This is a genomic window from Bacteroidota bacterium, from assembly GCA_026391695.1.
Taxonomy (GTDB): Bacteria; Bacteroidota; Bacteroidia; order Bacteroidales; family JAGONC01; genus JAPLDP01.
The window spans coordinates 1-18,201 of record JAPLDP010000033.1; the positions used below are offsets into that span (position 1 = coordinate 1).

At 43.5% G+C, this 18,201-nt stretch carries 12 protein-coding genes; 10 read left to right on the forward strand and 2 right to left on the reverse strand.

Annotated features, from left to right (window positions below):
- Positions 1–170: 170 nt before the first annotated feature.
- From NT175_03795 to NT175_03840, 10 genes are all read left to right on the forward strand, one after another.
- The gene (locus NT175_03795; protein ID MCX6233832.1) at positions 171–2,117 is read left to right on the forward strand and encodes a glycogen debranching enzyme N-terminal domain-containing protein; all 1,947 of its coding nucleotides are present in this window, start codon (positions 171–173) and stop codon (positions 2,115–2,117) included.
- Between the two features lie 127 nt (positions 2,118–2,244).
- Positions 2,245–3,537: a glycosyltransferase family 4 protein gene (locus NT175_03800; GenBank protein MCX6233833.1), complete on the forward strand. Its 1,293-nt coding sequence runs from the start codon at positions 2,245–2,247 to the stop codon at positions 3,535–3,537.
- 93 nt (positions 3,538–3,630) lie between these two features.
- A complete protein-coding gene (locus NT175_03805; protein MCX6233834.1) occupies positions 3,631–5,004 on the forward strand; it encodes a glycoside hydrolase family 57 protein in 1,374 nt (457 codons plus the stop codon).
- Positions 5,005–5,046: 42 nt separating this feature from the next.
- Positions 5,047–5,823, forward strand: a complete 777-nt coding sequence (locus NT175_03810; protein ID MCX6233835.1) for an SDR family oxidoreductase — start codon at positions 5,047–5,049, stop codon at positions 5,821–5,823.
- Positions 5,824–5,877: 54 nt separating this feature from the next.
- Positions 5,878–10,134 carry an alpha-glucan family phosphorylase gene (gene glgP, locus NT175_03815; GenBank protein MCX6233836.1) on the forward strand — a complete coding sequence of 1,419 codons (4,257 nt, stop codon included), beginning with the start codon at positions 5,878–5,880 and terminating at the stop codon, positions 10,132–10,134.
- A 143-nt stretch (positions 10,135–10,277) separates the two neighbouring features.
- Entirely contained in the window at positions 10,278–11,024 is a 747-nt protein-coding gene (gene fabG, locus NT175_03820) for a 3-oxoacyl-[acyl-carrier-protein] reductase (protein ID MCX6233837.1), read from the forward strand.
- Between the two features lie 63 nt (positions 11,025–11,087).
- The gene (locus NT175_03825; protein MCX6233838.1) at positions 11,088–11,786 is read left to right on the forward strand and encodes a hypothetical protein; all 699 of its coding nucleotides are present in this window, start codon (positions 11,088–11,090) and stop codon (positions 11,784–11,786) included.
- A gap of 133 nt (positions 11,787–11,919) precedes the next feature.
- Positions 11,920–14,025 carry a hypothetical protein gene (locus NT175_03830; GenBank protein ID MCX6233839.1) on the forward strand — a complete coding sequence of 702 codons (2,106 nt, stop codon included), beginning with the start codon at positions 11,920–11,922 and terminating at the stop codon, positions 14,023–14,025.
- Between the two features lie 50 nt (positions 14,026–14,075).
- Complete coding sequence (locus tag NT175_03835; protein MCX6233840.1) at positions 14,076–14,834, forward strand: YdcF family protein; 759 nt, start codon at positions 14,076–14,078, stop codon at positions 14,832–14,834.
- Positions 14,835–14,850: 16 nt separating this feature from the next.
- On the forward strand, positions 14,851–16,113 hold the full coding sequence (locus NT175_03840; protein ID MCX6233841.1) for a M48 family metallopeptidase: 1,263 nt from the start codon (positions 14,851–14,853) through the stop codon (positions 16,111–16,113).
- A gap of 379 nt (positions 16,114–16,492) precedes the next feature.
- Here the strand turns inward: NT175_03840 and NT175_03845 are convergent, their stop codons facing one another.
- Together NT175_03845 and NT175_03850 are read right to left on the reverse strand one after the other, a co-directional pair.
- Positions 16,493–17,305 (reverse strand): ABC transporter permease, encoded by an 813-nt coding sequence (locus NT175_03845; GenBank protein MCX6233842.1) that lies wholly within the window; start codon positions 17,303–17,305, stop codon positions 16,493–16,495.
- Entirely contained in the window at positions 17,305–18,201 is an 897-nt protein-coding gene (locus NT175_03850; GenBank protein MCX6233843.1) for an ATP-binding cassette domain-containing protein, read from the reverse strand. The genes NT175_03845 and NT175_03850 overlap by 1 nt, the downstream gene beginning before the upstream one ends.

Here is an 18,201-nt window from a genome sequence, read left to right on the forward strand (position 1 = left end):
ATAGAGAATAAACAAAGGTCGTAAAATTTTGTTCATGTCACAAAAAAAAATTGCAGTATCGGAAAAGGATTTGTAAAATTAAGAATAATTCCAATGAAGATAAATGCCTAATTTTGAAGGTTTCAATAATTTTGGATGATCTGCTATAACTATAGATTAAATTTCTTAAAATGAGTTATATAAAGTTTGATAAAACGCAGTTGGTAAACCTTGAGTATTCGCTGAACAGGGAGTTGTTAAGGTCGAACCGGGCCGGATCATATGCGTGTACCACCATCATTGGGTGTAATACCCGCAAGTATCATGGTCTTTTAATAGCTCCTCAACCCGCTATTGATGGCGATAATCATGTTCTCCTTACTGCGTTTGATGAAACAATAATCCAGCATGGCACTGAATTTAACCTGGGTATTCATAAATTCAAAGGAGAGGTGTACATGCCCAAAGGACATAAATATGTCACTGATTTTGAAGCAGATCCGATACCTGTTCTTACATACCGTGTGGGTGGAGTTGTCCTGCAAAAGGAGCGGTTGTTTTTATCCAATGATGCCCGCATATTATTCCGTTATACCCTTGTTGATGCGCATTCCCCAACGTTGTTGAGGCTCCGGCCTTTTATGTCATTCCGGAATCACCATCATTTGAGCAAGGCCAATCATTTTGTTGAAAAGAAATATCAGCTTATTGAAAACGGTATAAAGGTAAGGATGTACCAGGGATATTCCCATCTCCATATGCAGTTTTCAAAGCCACCGGAATACACTCATGTGCCTGACTGGTACTATAATTTTGAATATATCCGTGAAAAGGAGAGAGGGTACGACTGCCTGGAAGATCTTTATACGCCGGGATACTTTGAAATATCTATAAAGAAGGGGGAGAGTATAATTTTTTCAGCAGGTTTGAGCCCAATAACTGTTACTACTCTCAAACGTGCATTTAGCGATGAAGTAAAGAAAAGGATCCCACGCGACAGTTTCGAAAACTGCCTTGGCAATGCTGCGCAACAATTCATTGTCAGGCGTGGTAAGAGGACTGATATTATTGCAGGCTTTCCCTGGTTTGGCAGGTGGGGTAGGGATACTTTCATTTCTCTTCCCGGTTTAACATTGGTGCTGGAGAATCCTCAGACGTTTATCGCAGTCATCAACACCATACTTCAGGATCTCCACGGTTCTCTTTTCCCTAACTTCGGTACAGGCCAGGAGCTATCATATAATTCAGTGGATGCACCTTTATGGTTTTTCTGGGCTTTACAGCAATATGTTATGCATACGAACCGCAAACAGCAGGTTTGGAAAGAATATGGCCATAAAATGAAGACGATACTGGAAGGTTACCGGAATGGTGATTTGTTCAATTTAAAGATGCTGGATAATGGCCTGATATATGCCGGAGAAACAGGTAAAGCCCTGACGTGGATGGATGCCATCGTTGACGGCAAGCCGGTTACACCGCGGGCCGGCATGCCTGTCGAAGTCAATTCTCTCTGGTATAATGCGATCATGTTTAGTCTGGAACTCAGCAGGATCATGGACGATACATCCTTTATCGAAGGATGGCAGGATATATCATCTATGATACCCTTGTCTTTCATCGATACATTTTGGGATGATAAAAAAGGTTATCTTGCCGACTATGTTGATGGTGACTATAAGAACTTTGATGTGCGGCCGAACATGGTCTTTGCTACATCCTTGCCGTATACACCGTTAGATGAGGAAAAAAGAAAAAGTATACTCGACGTGATCCGTAATGAATTGCTGACTTCACGCGGTTTACGGACACTCTCACCAAGTCACCCCGATTATCAGGGAGTGTATTATGGTGATCAATCGACACGCGACAGGATTTATCACAACGGATGCGTATTTCCCTGGTTGCTGGGCCATTTCGTCGAGGGTTATCTCCGCATTCATGGAAAATCTGGTTTAAGGTTTGTCAAACTCCTCTATAGTGGCTTTGAAGAGGTGATTCAGGATTATGGAATTGGTACCATTGCGGAGCTTTATGATGGAGACCCTCCGCATAAGGCTGGCGGGGCTATATCACAGGCTTGGAGCGTTGCCGAGTTGCTGAGGATTGGAAAGATGCTGAAGAAGTATGAAACATGAGTCGGCAGTCGGCAGTCGACAGTCGACAGTCGGCAGTCACTTTAAACGCAGTAAACTGCTGACTGCCTACTGTTGACTGCCGACTTGACAACGGACACGAAAAGAAATAAATAATAGAACAACATCAATGAGAGTACTAATGTTCGGCTGGGAGTTTCCGCCTCATATCACCGGAGGACTTGGCACAGCATGCTTTGGATTGACCAAAGGATTAATGAAGCATGGGACAGAGGTCATCTTTGTTGTACCAAGAGCTTATGGCGATGAAAACCAGGAAGCTGTCAGACTGATTAATGCCAGTGACTTCTCGATAGATACCTCCGATCCGGAGTACAATGAATACTGGAAAAGAATCACCTTCCTTCAGATAGGATCAAATCTTATACCCTACGTTGCCCCGGAAGAGTTCACCGACATTATTGTACAACAGGAACTGGAAAAGCAGACCGTCACAAAGGGGGTGTTCTCAAAACGGTTTGAATTTTCAGGAAAATATAACAAGGATCTTTTCGAGGAGATTTCCCGCTATGCGCTGGTAGCTTCTGCTGTGGCAGCTTCACAGGATTTCGATGTCATCCATGCACATGACTGGCTCACTTACCCGGCAGGCATGGCAGCTAAATCGGTCAGTGGAAAACCTCTCGTCGTGCACATGCATGCCACTGAATTTGACCGTTCAGGTGAAAACGTGAACCAGAATATCTATGACATCGAACGCGAGGGCATGGAAACAGCCGACAGGGTAATTACAGTCAGCAACCTGACACGTCAGATCGTCATTCAGCGATATGGAATTGATCCTGATAAAGTCGTTACAGTTCATAATGCTGTCGAACCTGTGGATAAGGCAGACTTTTCGGATACCTCAAGAGGTGTAAAGGAAAAGATCGTCACTTTTCTGGGAAGGCTCACCTACCAGAAAGGACCTGAATATTTTGTTGAAGCGGCCAAGAAAGTACTTGAAAGAGACAGCCAGGTCAGATTTGTTATGGCTGGTTCGGGAGATATGATGAAAAAAATGATACGGCGGGTTGCCACACTCAGGATGGCTACCAGGTTTCATTTCACAGGATTTCTGCAGGGTCAGGAAGTCGATCGTATGTTCCTTATGACCGACGTCTTCGTCATGCCATCAGTATCTGAACCTTTTGGCATCGTTCCCCTCGAAGCCATGCGTTCAAATGTACCTGTCGTCATTTCACGGCAATCGGGTGTCGCCGAAGTTTTACGGCATGCCCTGAAGATAGATTTCTGGGATGTGGATGCCCTGGCCGACTCAATTTATGGCTTATTGCATTATGAAGCTCTGTCGGCAATGTTTAAAAAATATGGTAAAGATGAAGTGGATAACCTTAAATGGGAAGATGCAGCATTGAAAGTGAAACAGGTTTATGAGGATGTCATGAACCTCACCCCCTGACTTCATCACCTGATGAGGAAGGGGACAAGTTAGGGTGAAAGTCAGGCAGCTAAATATCCACAAATGCTCGAATAACGTATAACATAAAAATAAATGAGATCTCTTTGTTATTATTTCCAGGTACACCAGCCTTTCAGATTAAGGACATACCGGTTTTTTGATATCGGAAAAGACCATTATTATTATGATGATTACCTGAACCGCTCTATCATCAAACGTGTTGCTGAGAAGTGCTATCTTCCTGCCAACAAGGTCATCCTGGATCTGATAAAAGAATATGGCCGTTCATTTAAGGTAAGTTATTCCATTTCCGGAACCGCCATTGATCAGCTGGAATCTGTCGCTCCTGAGGTCATTGAAAGTTTTCAAAAGCTTGCTGCCACAGGTTGCGTGGAGTTCATAGCCGAGACCTATGCACATTCTTTGTCATCGTTGAAAAGCAGGGAGGAATTTTTCGAACAGGTGCGCCTGCATAGCCAGAAAATGGAGATCCTCTTTGGCCAGAAACCCAGGACTTTCCGAAACACAGAACTGATTTATTCGGATGACATCGGTGAGATGGTGTTCGATATGGGATTTGACATGATGCTTACCGAGGGAGCAAAGCACATACTGGGATGGAAAAGCCCCAATTACATGTATTGCAGCTCCAGGATTCCCAAGTTGAAACTCTTGCTTAGAAATTTCAGGTTGAGCGATGATCTGTCATTCCGTTTTTCCTTGCAAGACTGGAATGAGTGGCCTATGACCACCGAGAAATTTGCTGATTGGCTGAATGCCATCCCTTCGCATGAAGAAGTGGTGAACATCTTCGTTGATTATGAAACTTTTGGTGAACGTCAGTGGAAGGAGACAGGTATCTTTGAGTTTCTGAGAGATCTGCCACGGAAAGTGTTCGCTAAGACTAAGTTTACGTTCAACACCCCTTATGAACTATCCACAAAGCTGCAACCTGTCTCTTCCATTCATGTCCCTCATGCTATTTCCTGGGCCGACGAAGAAAGGGACCTCACAGCCTGGCTCGGCAATGAACTCCAGGATGAAGCCTTTAACAACCTCTATAGTATTGAGCAAAAGGTAAAAAGCACCAATGATCCGCAACTGATCAATGACTGGCGTTATCTGCAGGGTAGTGATCATTTTTATTACATGTGTACAAAATGGTTCTCCAATGGATATGTCCATAAGTTTTTCAATCCCTATCCATCCCCATACGATTCATTCATTAACTATATGAATGTCCTTGCTGATTTTATGATAAGGATTGATGACAGGTTAAGTGGTTCATTTATCCCTGAGCAGGTAACCAAAGAGGAGAAGAAGAGTGAGCTGGGAAAAGGAAGAAAAGTAACAAGGAAGAAGAGCGAAAGGAAGCCTGCAGCAAAACCTGCGACCGTTAAGGTTAAGACGACCGTTAAGAAGGGGAAAAAACCGGCAGTGAAGGCTGGCAAACGCTCTAAAAAGTAGGATCTGCTGCTGTAAAAAATTTTCAACAAACTATTTACCATAATGGATTTACTGATAAAGGACCAATTATTTATTGTCACCGGTGCCAGTTCCGGACTTGGAAATGCGGTAGCAAGGGCACTTGTATCTGAGGGTGCCAATGTCATCACTGTGGCACGAAGATCTGAAATCCTTAATAATCTGGAACTTACTTATCCAGGGAAGATTTCAGTAGTCAGTGGCGATGTGATACAATCCGAAACTCTTGACAGGATAGTCAAAGCAACAGGTGACCGGCGACTTGACGGGGTGTTTGTCAATGCTGGTGGCCCACCGGCTAAATCCATTGCAGAGACTACATTAGAGGATTGGGATGCAGCTTATCAATTATTGGTCCGCTGGAAAGTCAGCCTGATCAAATCGCTCCTCCCAAAATTCATTGAACAGCATTATGGTCGGATACTTTTCAGTGAAAGTTCAGCGGTAAAGCAACCTGTTGAAAATCTGGTTCTCAGTAATGCGCTTCGGCTGGCCATAACAGGATTTTCTAAAACATTATCTGAAGAATATGCATCCAAGGGCATTACATCCAACGTTATCGGGCCTGGACACCATGATACGGAAGCTGTGAAAAGACTATTCCGGAAGAAAAGCGAGCAGCTCAATATACCTTTCGATGAAGCAAAAACACAGGCTATCAGGAGAATTCCGGTTGGCCGCATGGGAGCTCCTGATGATTTCGCCTCTCTCGCTGTATGGCTTCTTTCGCCTTTTTCGGGATTTGTCACCGGACAGGTATATTGCCTGGATGGCGGCGCGATAAAGTCAACATTCCTTTAGATTATTCATCTATTTAAATAAAACTATCTTTGCACACTCAAACACGGAAGGGAGATGAATACAGTTAACAGCGTAGTGCGGCAGGTCAGACCAGATTATATTTTTGAAACAGGCTGGGAAGTATGCAATAAGATTGGTGGCATATACACTGTTCTTTCGACGAAGGCATCAAGTATGGTGAAAGAACTGGGAGATAATTACATTCTCATCGGACCTGATGTGATGAAGGAGATGAGTGAAAATAATGAGTTCATTGACGATGCAGGTTTATATAAATCGTGGCGGGATAAAGCAGAACTGGAAGGTCTGCGTTTCAGGATCGGACGATGGAACATTGCCGGCAACCCTGTCGTCATTCTGGTTGATTTCACTCCATATTTTCCTAATAAGAATAAAATATTTGCGCATTTCTGGGAGAGTTATAAACTGGACTCTATCACCGGGCAATGGGATTATGTTGAACCGGCCTTATTTGGATATGCAGCTGCTAAAGTCATCGAAAGCTTTTATAATTATTATCTTACCGCTCATGACAGGCTGGTAGCCCACTTTCATGAGTGGATGACAGGCGCAGGGGTATTGTATCTCAAAGAATACGTTCCACAGGCAGCCACAGTCTTCACTACACACGCTACCATTGTCGGACGCAGTATCGCTGGCAATGGCCTTCCTCTGTACGGTGATCTTCCGATATATGATGCCGAAGCTATGGCATCAAATTTTGGTATCAGATCGAAGTTTTCATTGGAAAAATTAGCCGCTGTTGAATGCGACACATTTACTACAGTCAGCCCTATCACAGCCAATGAATGCCATTATTTTCTCAAGAGAGACCCGGATATCATCACACCCAATGGTTTCGATGATTCGTTTGTTCCGGTTACCGGTGAATTTACAGGGAGAAGAAATGAGTCAAGAAATGTAATTATTAACGTTGCAAAAGCCTTATTTAATCAGGATATTCCTTCGGATAGCATACTGGTGATTAACAGCGGGAGGTATGAGTTTAAAAATAAGGGCATAGATCTTTTTATAAAGGCTTTGGGACGTCTTAACTCCATTAGCGACCTGCCGGGCCAGCTTCTGGCTGTCATTGCAGTTCCTTCTAACCACAGTGGGCCGCGACAGGATGTCCTTCAGCGCATTGGCACACCGGATATGAGCAATCCTTTGTCGGATGAGATTTTAACCCATGGATTACATGATGTTGAACATGATCCTGTCATCCGGATGATTAGGGAAAACAATCTTCACAACAGCCCGCACGACCGCGTCAAGGTCATGTTTGTACCTTCCTATCTCAATGGCAGCGATGGCATCTTTAATCTGGACTATTATGATTTCCTTATCGGATTCGATATTTCCGTATTCCCTTCCTATTATGAACCCTGGGGTTATACACCACTCGAAAGCTTAGCCTTCCATATCCCAGCTATCACCACTTCCCTGTCAGGTTTTGGACAATGGGTACATTTGAGAAATGGCGATACCACTTTGGGTATTGAACTCATCGAACGGGGAGATCATGATGATGACAGGGTTGTTGACCAGCTCACTGAAAAGCTTAATGATTTCATCCGTAAATCACCGGCGAAAAGGGACCTTATCCGAAAGAAAGCCTGGGATATTTCACGCATTGCTCTATGGGAAAATCTTATCAGGAATTATTTCGATGCGTTTTCCCTTGCACTCAGGAAAACCGATACCCGTTCCGACCTCTTCAAGGGAAAACAACATGACCAGATAACGGTTCATAAAAGATTTACACCTGCCAGACCTGATTGGCGGAAAATACTGGTGAATCAGGAAATTCCCAAAATATTTGAAAAGCTGCAGAAGATTTCGATGAATCTATGGTGGACCTGGCACTATGAGGCGTATGAACTTTTTGAGATGATTGATCCTCACGGCTGGAAAGGATTGAATAACAACCCTATAGCTTTATTGGAGTCGCTGAGTATGGAGACATTCAATAAACTGCAGCATGACCACCATTTCATGAGTACTCTTGACAAGGTCTATGACCTGTTTGACGAATATATGAAGAAGGCGGAGGAGAAGCCCGCTGAAATGATCGCTTATTTCAGCATGGAATATGGTCTCCATGATACCCTGAGGCTATTCTCCGGTGGACTTGGCATGCTGGCCGGTGACTACCTGAAAGAGGCCAGCGACATAAATGTCAATATCATTGGAATCGGATTGATGTACCGCTATGGTTTTTTCAATCAGAAGATATCCATTTTCGGTGATCAGCTGGCTACCTATACGCCGCATAAATTTTCGCATTTGCCGCTGATACCTGTCCGTGATGCCGATGGTGGCTGGATTAAAATCAGCCTGGCTTTGCCGGGACGTGTGGTCTATGCCAAGGTATGGAAAGTTGAGGTAGGGCGTGTGCCATTATATCTCATGGATACGGATATTTCCGAAAATTCAGAAAATGACCGTTCCATCACGCACCAGCTTTATGGCGGTGACGTTGAAAACCGGCTGAAACAGGAATTGCTGCTGGGTGTCGGCGGTATTCGTATTCTCGATGCTATGAATGTTGAACCTGACTTATACCATTGTAATGAGGGTCATGCTGCTTTCATCGGGCTGGAGCGTCTGAGAAAATTGGTACAGGGTAAGAAATTTTCTTTTCAGGAAGCCCTCGAGATCGTGAGGTCATCGTCGCTGTTTACAACCCACACACCTGTTCCTGCCGGACACGACGCCTTTCCTGAAGACCTTCTGCGTACCTATTTACCGCATTATGCTGATCGTTTAAAGCTTACATGGGAGGACTTTATGAACCTCGGCAGGTTCAGGCCTGACGATCTTTCAGAAAAATTTTCGATGAGTGTCCTGGCTGCCCATCTCTCCCAGGAAATAAACGGCGTGAGCCGCATCCACGGAAAGGTGACGCAGGAAATGTTCCAAACCTTATTTGAAGGGTATTTTCCACAGGAAATATCTATCGGTTATGTGACCAATGGTGTGCACTTTCCAACATGGGCATCCATGGATTGGCAGAAACTTTACAGGGCTCAGTTTGGCGACAGCTTCCTGTCGGACCAGTCTAATCCTGAATATTGGCAAAAAATTCACCATGTCAATGATGAAAAAATATGGGATCTCCGTCAACAGCACCGTACAACATTGGTCAATTATATCAAGGAACGGATTTCAAAAGACATGACCATACGCCAGGAGAATCCCAAATTGATACTTGAGACCCTGGCAACATTAAATGAACATGCCCTGACTATCGGATTTGCGCGGCGTTTCGCGACATATAAGCGAGCCCATCTGCTTTTCTCAAATCTTAACCGGCTATCCGGTCTTGTCAATATCAAAGGGTATCCGGTGCAATTTATTTTTGCCGGCAAAGCACATCCACATGATAATGCAGGTCAGGAACTTATTAAAAAAATTATTGAAGTAGCCAGAAAGCCTGAATTCGCCGGTAAAATCATTTTTGTCGAAAATTATGATATAGAGTTGGCTAAACGACTTATATCCGGTGTGGATGTCTGGCTCAACACACCTACCAGGCCACTGGAGGCATCAGGCACCAGTGGTGAGAAAGCCGTCATGAACGGTGTGGTCAATTTCAGCGTCCTTGATGGCTGGTGGGCCGAAGGCTACCGTCCCAATGCCGGCTTTGCCGTGCCGGATACAGAAACGTATAACAACCTGCAGTTTCAGGATGAACTGGATGCCGAAATCATTTATAATATGTTTGAAGACCAGATCATCCCGATGTTTTATGACAGAGACCATAAAGGTGTACCTGAGAAGTGGATTGGCTATATTAAAAATACCATTTCCGAGATCGCTCCGAATTATACAACAAAACGGATGCTGAATGATTATTTCTCCATGTTCTATACCCAGATGTTTCAACAGGCCACCGAGATCAAAAAGGATAATTATCATCTGGCACGGAAAATCGCCTCATGGAAGAGAAAAATACTTAATGCCTGGGATGATATTGAGGTTATATCGGTTAATGTGCCTGATTCTACAGCAAGCCCTCTCAAACAGGGTGGCGCTTTTACAGCCGAAGTAGTCCTGGATCTCAATGAACTGTCAGCTGAGGATATCGGTATTGAAGTGATCTTTGGACAGAAAGAAAATGATGAGGTGAAAGAGATCATTCATTCCAAGGAAATGAAAATGATGGGCCGGTCCAACGGAAATGTCAAGTATTTCTGTGAAATTCCTATGGATAAAGCAGGGGTATATGACTATGCCTTCAGGATGTTCCCTAAAAGTCAATTGTTGCCTCACCGACAGGCGTTTGCATTAGTAAAGTGGATTTAAATTTGCTCAACTTGTAGTCCCGACTTTGTCGGGATTTCGCTCAGCTGCGCTTCGCTCAGCTTGCAGCTTGAAGCTATTGAATAATGTGCAATAAATATTAAATAAATGCATAAATTTATTTTTCCCAGTAATACCTTAAAATCATGAGACTTCTTGAAGGGAAAACCGCTCTGATAACCGGTGCCTCGAGGGGCATAGGACGTGCGATAGCCCTTTGTTTTGCTACTGAAGGCGCCCAGATTGCCTTTACCGATCTTTTCAGAGATGAACATATGGAGACTCTTGAAAATGAGCTGGCAAATATGGGCATCAAAGCCAAAGGCTATGCATCCGACGCCGGATCATTCACCGATTGTGAAAAACTGGTAAATGATGTGCTCGCCGATTTTGTAAAGATCGATATACTGGTCAATAATGCCGGCATCACAAAGGATAACCTCCTCCTCCGCATGGGCGAAGCTGAATGGGATGCTGTCATCAAAGTCAACCTGAAGTCGGTATTCAACATGACTAAGGCCATCCAGCGGCACATGCTTGGCAACCGCTATGGAACCATTATCAACATGAGTTCGGTCGTTGGCATCAGCGGTAATGCAGGACAAGCAAATTACTCTGCTTCCAAGGCCGGATTGATCGGTTTCACCAAGTCGGTTGCACAAGAATTGGGCACTCGTAATATCCGTTGTAATGCCATCGCGCCCGGATATATCGAAACAGATATGACTCGTAAACTGCCCGAAGAGATCAGGGAAAACTTGATCAAAAAGATACCTCTGCGCCGTGCAGGTAAACCGGAAGATGTGGCTCATGTTGCACTTTTCCTGGCATCTGACCTGTCGGATTTTATCAGCGGACAAGTCATTCAGGTTTGCGGTGGTATGTACACTTAAAAGTACCAGCTAAAAATGTATATGATCAATTGATTTTTAACAGTCTAATTAAAATTCACTAGTATGAAAAACTTTTTGAAAATTTCCGTTGTGGCTGTGTCATTAATCATTATAGCCAGATATACAATTGCACAGGAATGCGAAGCCTATTTTCCGATGAAGGAAGGTTCGTATCTTGAAATGAAGAACTATGACGAAAAAAATAAATTGACTGGTACGGTCAAAAATACGGTCATCAAAAAAGAGGTTCAGGGTAATACAATTACGGTTACTGTCGATGTAAAGTGTTTTGATGAAAAGGATAAGGAGTCATTCACCAACCAGGTTCAGATGTACTGTAAAGATGGCGTATTCTATATGGATATGAAAAATTTCCTGGATAAGCAATCGATGGAATCGATGAAAGACATGCAAGTGACAGTCGAATCAGATAATATGGAGATACCATCGAACATGCAGCCGGGACAGACCCTGAAGGATGCATTCATTACATTCACCATGCAGATGGGCAGCATGAAAATGGTGGCATTCTCCGTTAAAATTATGAACCGGAAAGTTGAAGCTGTCGAAGATATTACGGTTCCTGCAGGAACTTTTACATGCTACAAGTTATCGCAGGACATGGAAACCAAATCGGGGATCAAAATGACCAGCAGCAGTGTGAGCTGGTATGCAAAGGATGTTGGCGTGGTGCGGTCCGAAACCTTCGACAAGAAAGGAAAGATGATGGGATATTCCGTTCTGACGGATTATAAATACTAGTAGTAGAACAGATGTTGGTGGTCTTCAGGTTGCAGGTTACAGGTTTCAGGTTTCAAGTCTTCAGTTCGTCAACCTGTAACTTGCAACCTGCAACTTGTAACTTGCAACTTATAACCTTTAACAACCTGCATCCTTGATTCTCAGCATCGTCATCGATTACTCCGGCTGGTTCATCCTGTTATGTTTATTAACTGGTGCACTATTCTCCGTCATCCTCTACCTGCGTAACAGAAAGGATGAACTGCCGGTGTGGATGCACAACCTGCTGGGTGTGATCCGGTTTATTTCCATCAGCCTGATCGCCTTTTTACTCCTCTCTCCGCTGTTGAAATCCATAACACGATCGTATGAGAAGCCTGTGATCATTTTCGCCCAGGATAATTCCCAGTCGGTTATTGCCGGGAAAGATTCCACCTATTATCTCCATGCTTATCCTGAAGCAATCGATATTCTGATCAGCGATTTAAAAAAGGATTATGATGTAAGTCTTTATACATTCGGCGACGGTGTGAATGCCATCGAAAAAGGATATGCTGGTCTTCCGGGATTATTTTCTGAAAAGCAGACTGATATTTCTGAAGTTTTTAATGACTTGCAGGCACGCTATTCGAACCGTAATGTCGGAGGAATAATAATTGCCAGCGATGGTGTTTACAATAAAGGAATGAATCCGGTATATGGTTCGCAGAAAAACCGCTTTGCGGTTTATACAGTTGCCCTTGGTGATACAACTGTGCAAAAGGACCTCATCCTGGCAAAGGTGAATTATAATAGGATGGCATACCGGGGAAATAAATTCCCTGTGGAGGTACTGGTCAGGGCATATAAATGTGACGGATTGACGACCAAACTGGATATCACAAAAGACGGAGAGCTTTTATTCACAAAAAATGTTGCACTGAGAGGCGATAATCACACTGAAAATATCCTCCTTGAGCTTGAAGCAAAGGCAAGCGGATTGCAGCGGTACCGTATTAGCCTCGCCCCTCTGAAAGATGAGATCAGCCTGGTGAATAACTACACTGATATTTTCGTGGATGTGCTCGATGACCGCCAGAAAATTCTTATCCTGGCTGCTGCCCCTCATCCCGATATCTCTGCCATGAAACAGGCCATCGAAAGCAATTACAACTATGAAGTCGAAGATTATCTGGTGGATGCTTTTACTCAGCCACTATCGAAATTCAATCTGGTCATACTGCATCAACTGCCATCAAGACAAGAGCCGGCGTTGCGTGTGTTGACTGAATTGACCGCCTCAAAAATTCCTGTTCTCTATATTATTGGAACACAATCCAATATTGTAGCCTTCAATCAGCTCAGCACCGGTCTTATTTTGGAAGGTGTCAGTGATAAATATAATGAAGCTTTACCGGCGATAAATCCCGGTTTTGTTTTATTCGGTATCAGCGACGAAACACGCCGCATGTACAATGATTTTCCACCTCTGATGACTCCGTTTTGTGAATATAAAACCACCCCCTCAGTCAATATATTATTTTTCCAGCGAATAGGTAAAATAACGACCTCTATGCCGATGGTCTTATTTAATCAGGGCCAGGATGTCAAGACCGGCGTCATCACCGGTGAAGGCCTCTGGAAGTGGCGTTTAATGGATTATGCCCGTAATGATCAGCATCTGGCTTTTAATGAATTTATTCTGAAAACGATACAGTATCTGTCTGTAAAGGAAGACCGCAGCTTTTTCAGGATCTTCTGCAAAAACCGTTTTCTCGAAAATGAAACTGTGGAATTTGATGCCGAAGTATATACGAAAAATTACGAGCCCATCACTGACCCTGAAGTGGAGATCATCATCAGGAATGATAATGATGAAAAGTTCCCTTATGTCTTTAGACGGACAGCTGGCGCTTATCATCTCTCTACCGGGTCTTTTCCGGTTGGAAATTACTCCTATCAGGCACATGTGAAGGTTGGGAATGATCTGTATGAACGCACCGGACAATTTTCGGTCGAAGCTCTGAACATAGAGAAAATCAATACAGTTGCCAACCATAACCTGTTGTTTAACCTGGTAAAAAATAATGGCGGTAAAATGTTTTTTCCTGCTCAGATCAATGATATCAGGAATACTCTTAAAGACCGGCAGGATATTAAAACCGTGATTTACGCCCAGAAACGGTATAATAAGTTGAATAATATTTTATGGGTGCTGGTTCTGATTGCCGGTTTATTATCGGTGGAGTGGTTTATACGCAAGATCAGAGGATCATACTGATGGTAGACTAAACCAAAACCCGGGATTAATGATGTTATAAGATGTTTTTCGTGCTGTCTAAAATTCTTTCCTACCTGTTAAATCCGCTCTTCTGGATCCTTGGTTTATTGATTATAGCATTGATAGTCAGAAAGCCCGGACGGTCAAAACGGTTGATATTTGTGAGTGTCGTGTTGTTTTACCTGTTTTCCAATCACTTTCTTGTGGATGAGGTGGTGCGGTTATGGGAAGTCAGGATGACCAGGACTGAGGATTTAAAAGAAAGGTACGATGCAGCTATTGTGCTTGGAGGCAATATAGTGGATTATGATGCCGGTTATGACCGCCTGATATTCAGGTACAATACCGACAGGTTATTCCAGGCCATTGACCTATATAAAAAAGGCACAATCAGTAAACTGATGATTGCTGGCGGGCCAGGTGATCTTGTGCTGCGCAGCCGCTTTGAGGCAACTTTCATGAAACGTTACCTTGTGTCAATAGGGATACCGGATTCAGTTATTTATGTGGATTCCATTTCTGACAACACTCACCAGAATGCAGTGAACAGTGCCGGAATCCTTAAGCAGAATGCATCCGGAGGAGATTATCTTTTGATTACTTCGGCCATCCATATGCGACGGGCAGCAGGGTGCTTCAGAAAAGCAGGTTTGCAGGTCACGCCTTATCCGGTGAGTAAATTTACCGGACCACGACGGTATGATATTGAATATCTGCTGGTACCCCACCTGGAAAGCTTTGTCCTTTGGAAAGAAGTTATGCATGAAATGGTGGGTTATCCCATTTACTTTCTCATGGGCTATTTGTAATATTAATATGTGCATTATGATACATCCTCTTCTAATTATTATTTTATCGTTACTGGTTTTTGGCTTCTTCCTCGAGCGTTTGCTTGACTACCTGAATTCAACGTATTGGAATAATGAGTTGCCAAAGGAGCTTGAAGGCATCTATGATCCGGAGAAATATCGTAAATCGCAGGATTATCTGAAGGTTAACCAGCGTTTTTCGACCCTGACCGATACGCTTTCCTTTATAATCATGATAATCATGCTTTTACTCGGAGGTTTTGCCTGGCTTGACAACACTGTAAGGCACTTCACTTCCCATCCGATACTTATGGCCCTGATGTTCTTTGGAATCCTCGGATTGGCTACTGATATCCTGTCAACCCCATTTTCGTTATATCACACGTTTGTCATCGAAGAGAAGTTTGGTTTTAATAAGACCACACCAAAAACATTTATTCTTGATAAGATCAAAGGATGGTTGCTGGGTGCCGTTATCGGAGGAGGATTGTTATCATTGATCGTATGGATATATCAGTCGACAGGCAGTTTTTTCTGGCTTATTGCATGGGGGGTCATCAGCATGTTCATGATTTTCATGACTATGTTCTATTCTACACTAATAGTCCCTATTTTCAATAAGCAAAAGCCCCTTGAAGAAGGTGACCTGCGGCTGGCTATAGAATCTTTCGCAAGTCGTGTCGGTTTTCGCCTTGACAATATCTTTGTTATCGATGGATCAAAGAGGTCATCAAAAGCCAATGCTTATTTCAGCGGACTGGGTGTTAAAAAACGTATTGTTCTTTACGATACACTTATCAAAGACCATACGACCGATGAACTGGTGGCTGTTCTGGCGCATGAAATAGGTCATTATAAGAAAAGGCATACACGAACAGGAATCCTTGTTTCAATAGCAGAAACCGGCCTGATGCTGTTCATCCTGTCGTTATTTATTGGTAATCCTGCTTTATCGCAGGCACTTGGAGCATCACAGGCCAGCTTTCATATAGGCATACTGGCATTCGGCATGCTTTACAGCCCCATCAGTTTAGTGCTCGGTCTGGCTATGAACATACAGTCACGGAAACATGAATACCAGGCTGACAGGTATGCAGGTGAAAACTATAATCCCTCTTCATTACAAAATGCCCTTAAAAAACTTTCGGTGAATAATCTCAGTAACCTGCGGCCGCATCCTGCATACGTCTTCGTCCATTATTCCCATCCACCGTTGCTGCAGCGACTTAAAGCGCTGGAGGATATGGAGAGATATAAGATTAATGATGGGAGATTATAGATTTTTGATTTGGAAGGGGAAAGTAGTTTTCCGATGTTTTTTTACCTGTTTTCCGATCGTTTCAAACATAATTTTATAATGCCTTAGGATTTGCAGGCGGGGTACCCACTGGGCGAAGATTCCGTTAAAAGCCAGGTGAGAGCGATTGACGTAAGTCGAGAGCTCATTTCACCTGGCTTAGGAATCGAGCCCCAAGTGGGTCGCCGAAAATCCAGGCTGTCTTTTTCTTTCGTACTTTCTTTTGGACAAGCAAAAGAAAGTACATAAATAAAAAACATTTATTTTAAAAGAATTTTACGGTATTACAACGCTAAATGCGGAAGGTTCTCAAAGAGATGAGAGATTGAAAATCAAAGATTAAGAAAGGAATGCGTTCCTTTCAAATGTCCAGCTTTTTCAGATGATAATATATGACTGCGATCATCACGGCTGCATAGAATATAGCTATTCCAACTTCCGACACTGCCACATAATCCTGGAATTTCAATCCCTGCCCGTTCATTTCGGGCAGAGGAATACTCGGAAAATGAACAAGCCTGCCGATTGCTTTCATTGGCATCACTTTTACCCATTCCGACGGGATCTTCCACCAGACAATGATCTGTTCAATGACAGTATAAAACAGAAGAAAAATTATGGTCAATCCAGCTCTTTTAAATAAAAAGGCCAGAAAGAAGGCAAATATCATATAAGTGAGAACCTCAAGGAAATAACCCAGGAAAAACTGCAGTTTTACATGAAAGATATTGGAAATTTCCGGTGAGGATGAATGAATAAGCCCGAGGACAAGGCCGATCAGGAAAACAAGTAAGGTAGCCGACAGGCTGATGATCAGGATGAGGTACAACTTTGAAAGGAGATATTCCGCACGGCTCATCCCGTTGATGATATTCTGACGGATGGTCTTGAATGAGAATTCATTGCAAACCAGTGTGATGATGATGATGGCAAGGAAAAGATTAAAATATCCGGCGATGTACGCCATGTTGTGCCATATCTTCGGAAAATAGAATAATGAAATCTTTGGTATTGGGATCGGAGCAGACTTGCCTGCCTGTTCGACGATATTGTTGATGACCAGCTGCGATACAAAAAGGGTGAAGCCTAAAGCAACCACATACAATCCTACAATAACCCAAAAGGTTTTGTAATCCAGAATCTTTTTTATCTCTATGTGAATCAGCCGGAGCATTATGATTTATCCAATAATTCCAGAAAGTATTTTTCCAGTGTTTTCTTTCGTTGTGCCAGATGTGACAGGACAATGCCTTTTTTGTACAGGAACCTGTTCAGCTCCAGTGTGGAGGTATTTCCCGACAGTTTGACAATGAGCCTGTCGCCTTCCTGAACACTTTCAACTACCTTATCGTATTGACTGATGGCCAGTTTCAGCTTATCCATGTGGTCAGTGCTGATTTCAACCAGGACTGTCTCGCTGAGGATCTCATTTACATTACCATAAAACAGTTTTTTCCCTTTTTCAAGAACAACCACATGGGAGCAAGTTTTCTGTACTTCGTCGAGCAGGTGGCTGGCAAGTATGATGGTGATACCCTCGGTAGCAACACGGTTGATAAGTGTCCGCACTTCTGCTATGCCCTGCGGGTCCAGCCCGTTGGTGGGTTCATCCAGGATCAGGACATCGGGGCTGCACAGAAGGGCAGCGGCAATAGCCATACGCTGCCGCATGCCATAGGAAAATGTGCTGAACTTGCTGTTACGTCGGTCATAAAGACTTACAAGTTCAAGGTTCTTATCTATCTCATGATACGATACCTCTTTGATGTCACAAATGATCTGCAGATTTTTGATGGCAGACAGATAAGGATAAAACAGCGGCTGTTCAAGGATGGACCCTATCCGTTTCCGGCTGGTATGCGACGGTGGTTTACCAAACCAGGAATAGCTGCCCTGTGTTGGATTGATCACACCCAGGATCATTCCGAGGGTCGTGGTCTTCCCGCTGCCATTCGGCCCCAGTATGCCGCACACCTCTCCCTGGCGCACCTCCAGCGACACATCCTCTACAGCATGGATGTGCCCAAAATGCTTGGTGAGATTGTTTATAGTCAATACGACGTCGGCCAA

Bases quoted from the DNA above. Each gene is read 5' to 3' on its own strand.
- NT175_03810 (MCX6233835.1), top strand. From the start codon at position 5,047: ATGGATTTACTGATAAAGGACCAATTATTTATTGTCACCGGTGCCAGT.
- NT175_03800 (MCX6233833.1), top strand. From the start codon at position 2,245: ATGAGAGTACTAATGTTCGGCTGGGAGTTTCCGCCTCATATCACCGGA.
- NT175_03840 (MCX6233841.1), top strand. From the start codon at position 14,851: ATGATACATCCTCTTCTAATTATTATTTTATCGTTACTGGTTTTTGGC.
- glgP (MCX6233836.1), top strand. From the start codon at position 5,878: ATGAATACAGTTAACAGCGTAGTGCGGCAGGTCAGACCAGATTATATT.
- fabG (MCX6233837.1), top strand. From the start codon at position 10,278: ATGAGACTTCTTGAAGGGAAAACCGCTCTGATAACCGGTGCCTCGAGG.
- NT175_03795 (MCX6233832.1), top strand. From the start codon at position 171: ATGAGTTATATAAAGTTTGATAAAACGCAGTTGGTAAACCTTGAGTAT.
- NT175_03805 (MCX6233834.1), top strand. From the start codon at position 3,631: ATGAGATCTCTTTGTTATTATTTCCAGGTACACCAGCCTTTCAGATTA.
- NT175_03845 (MCX6233842.1), bottom strand. From the start codon at position 17,305: ATGCTCCGGCTGATTCACATAGAGATAAAAAAGATTCTGGATTACAAA.
- NT175_03825 (MCX6233838.1), top strand. From the start codon at position 11,088: ATGAAAAACTTTTTGAAAATTTCCGTTGTGGCTGTGTCATTAATCATT.